Source organism: Terrabacter terrae (assembly GCF_039529575.1).
Taxonomy (GTDB): Bacteria; Actinomycetota; Actinomycetes; order Actinomycetales; family Dermatophilaceae; genus Terrabacter; species Terrabacter terrae.
This window is the reverse complement of sequence record NZ_BAAANB010000173.1, coordinates 1-2807: the sequence shown is the minus strand read 5'-3', so window position 1 is coordinate 2807 and position 2807 is coordinate 1. Positions and strand designations below refer to the sequence as shown.

Genomic DNA, 2807 nt, shown 5'->3' with positions numbered 1-2807 from the left:
CCCACGCTGGCGGAAATCCAGGGACTCGTCGACGCGCGCGGCCCGGGCGGGATCACCGTCCGCGACCCGGAGACGCTCCACACCTTCCGGTGCCAGATCCGCTCCACCGACGCCTACCGGACCGGCCGTGTGTTCCTCGCCGGCGACGCCGCCCACATCCACGCCCCGACCGGCGCGCAGGGCATGAACCTCGGCATCAACGACGCGGGCAACCTGGGCTGGAAACTGGCGCATGTGGTCCTCGGCGCAGCAGCAGACTCGCTCCTCGACAGCTATGGCGCGGAGCGGCACCCCGCGACGCAAAGGGTGATGGCCTTCACCGACAACTTGGTGAAGTTCGCGACTGAACCGTCTCGAGTCCTCCGCGCGGTGCGACGGGCGCGGATGCCGCTTCTGCAGCTTCCGGACGTGCAGCGGCGCCTGGCGAACCGGATGGGTCAGCTCGCGATCGCCTACCCGGACAGCCCGATCTCGAGCGGAGGTCGACTTCGGGGGCTGCCCGAGCCGGGGGACCGGATGCCGAACATCCGTCTTCGGGACGGCCGCACGATCCTCGGGGCGCTCCGGGACGGGGAGCACGTGCTCGCGGGTCCGGACGACGGCCTGCCCGGTCGGGTGTTGATCCGACCCGATGGTCATGTCGCGGCCACCGGACGCGACGGTGACAGGGCGGCGATCGACGATTACCTGCACACTGTGCGGACGCTCGCGCTCAGCAGCAGATAGAGGCCACAAACTCCACGCACTGACTTGAGCAGAAGCCAGCGGGCGTCTTGCGTCCAACTGGCGGCGCTATGACGCGGGTGTTCGACCTGCGGCTCGGAGCGATGCGGCACTCCCGGAAGTTTCCGGGGCGAAGCGAATAGTGCCGGATGGGTGCCGAACGCAGTCGCTCGATTGAGCTCTTGCCATTCAGTGCCCCATCGGTGTCGTCACGGACATGGAGTCGTGTCCTGGAACGGTGAGGCCGGGTAGCGCATCCGGGGCGACGAGGACGAGCACGCCGAGCACAAAGAGGACGAGCGCCGTGCCGTAGACGGCTGTTCGGCGCCACGGCAGGATCTTCTCGACTGCGATGAAGCCAGCGACGATGGCCATCCAGATGAGGCTCATGACACCCAACGCGAACAGTGATGCCATCAGGGCCCAGCAGCACCCAACGCACCAGGCACCGTTCTTCAGCCCCATGCGAAGGGCGCCGAGCGAGCCGTCGCGCCACGACCCCAGAAGGGTGCCGAGCGGGCTGCGGCACTTGCCCAGGCATACGTTCTTGAGTGGTGTCAGCTCGTAGACGGCGGCCAGGATCAGGATTGCCCCAGCTATCGGGCGCCCTGCCTGTCCCCATGACAGCTCGCCTGCCGCTGCATGGGTTGCGGCGAGCCCGAGCACGAAGGCGACGACTCCGAAACCAGCCCAGGTCACGAGATAGCCGCCGGTGAACACCCACGGCTTCAGTGACGACGGCCCGCTCAGCCGCGAGAACAGTGCGACCGTGGGAGCGATGGATGGGAACATCATCGCCGCCATCATGACCACCCAGACGCCGAGGAACCATCCGAACGTGCCGAGGCCGGTCCAGGGCCCCTCGTCCATTCCGCGCATCTGTTCGGCCGTCTCCCACCAGGCCGCTACGGTAAGGGCGAAGAGGGCTACGACGAGCACCCAATGAGCGCGGCTGGCGGCGAACGCCGGGCGAAGGCCTCTTTGGGCGGGCGAGGTGGGCGACCCGATGGCGCTCATTCCCTCAGGCGGCCCACGAGAAGTCCGACTTGGACAGTCCTGTCTTTCCTTCGTACTCGATCCCGAAGGCCTTGATTCTGGACCGTTTGGCTTCGGCCATCGTCAGATCGGAACCGGCCGGGTGGAACATCCCCGAGAACTTCACCGGCTGGCCGGTCTCCACCCCGAACGGAACGATGTCCTCGATCTCGAAGTCGATGACCTCGCCGATGCGCACGCTATGGCTCAGCCCGTCATCGTCAACATCGATACGCGCCCGCTCAACGCCCAACATCTCACCGATCAGGGGAACCAGTGCCCCCATGGGCCCACCCAACTGCCCGCTGAAGACCTGAACGAGCTGGTCGAACTGGGCGTCGGTCGCGCGGTCGTCGACGAAGACCCCGACGCTCCAGTTGCCGTCAGTCATCACCTTCGGCGTATCGGCTATCAGCGCAACCTTGCAGCCACCGACGTCCGTGCTGTCGACGGCACCCTGGTGGATGTTGAAGACGAGAGTCACGCGACAGAAGTCATAGGTGGCTCCGTGATCGAGTGACAGGTTGCACGGGCACATGAGCTCGCACGAACAGGTCTCGACGTAACTTCCCGCCAGGTTCCACGACATGAACCCTCCCTTGCCCAAGCTCTGAGTGTCCCGCCGCAGGTCAACCCCGTCAACGGGCCGGGACGCCGCTGCGGCGTCAGCGACGTCCGATATCCGACCTTCCGGACGACGGTCGCTGAGTCCGGGTGGCCATCGCGCCGAAACCGTGGCCAGGCTCGACCTGTCCCCTTCCCCTGTCCTCGATCCGATTGCTCTCAACTGTCGGACGAGTAACACGGTCTCGCCCCGAAGGGCGTAGCTCACGGAGAGCGCCCGCAGGGGCTTGCACCGTAACGATCTGGCGTGCGCGCCTTCCACCATCCGCCGCCCCAGGCCTGACCGCGTCCTCCTCTCCTAGGTCATAGTTCAGCTGAGGATGCAGGCTCCAACGGACCTGCACGCACTGCCGACACGCGGCGGTGCGGCCGGTTTCGTCGAGTGGCCACGATGCCTACCGGGGCCGCTTGTCGGGAAATGGCCG

General features: G+C 66.6%; 3 protein-coding genes. 1 reads left to right on the top strand and 2 read right to left on the bottom strand.

What is annotated here, in order from left to right:
* Nucleotides 1-726: FAD-dependent monooxygenase (locus tag ABD194_RS20445; protein WP_343994947.1), on the top strand; the 726-nt coding region annotated here is incomplete at its 5' end.
* 186 nt (nt 727-912) lie between these two features.
* On the opposite strand, the gene ABD194_RS20440 is transcribed toward ABD194_RS20445, so the two are convergent.
* The gene (locus ABD194_RS20440) at nt 913-1740 is read right to left on the bottom strand and encodes a DUF2182 domain-containing protein (RefSeq protein WP_343994945.1); all 828 of its coding nucleotides are present in this window, start codon (nt 1738-1740) and stop codon (nt 913-915) included.
* A 4-nt stretch (nt 1741-1744) separates the two neighbouring features.
* Entirely contained in the window at nt 1745-2347 is a 603-nt protein-coding gene (locus ABD194_RS20435; RefSeq protein WP_343994943.1) for a DUF1326 domain-containing protein, read from the bottom strand.
* Nucleotides 2348-2807 lie beyond the last annotated feature (460 nt).

What these genes read in the sequence shown, in the direction of transcription:
- ABD194_RS20440 (WP_343994945.1), bottom strand. Translation starts at nt 1,740, where the DNA reads ATGAGCGCCATCGGGTCGCCCACCTCGCCCGCCCAAAGAGGCCTTCGC.
- ABD194_RS20435 (WP_343994943.1), bottom strand. Translation starts at nt 2,347, where the DNA reads ATGTCGTGGAACCTGGCGGGAAGTTACGTCGAGACCTGTTCGTGCGAG.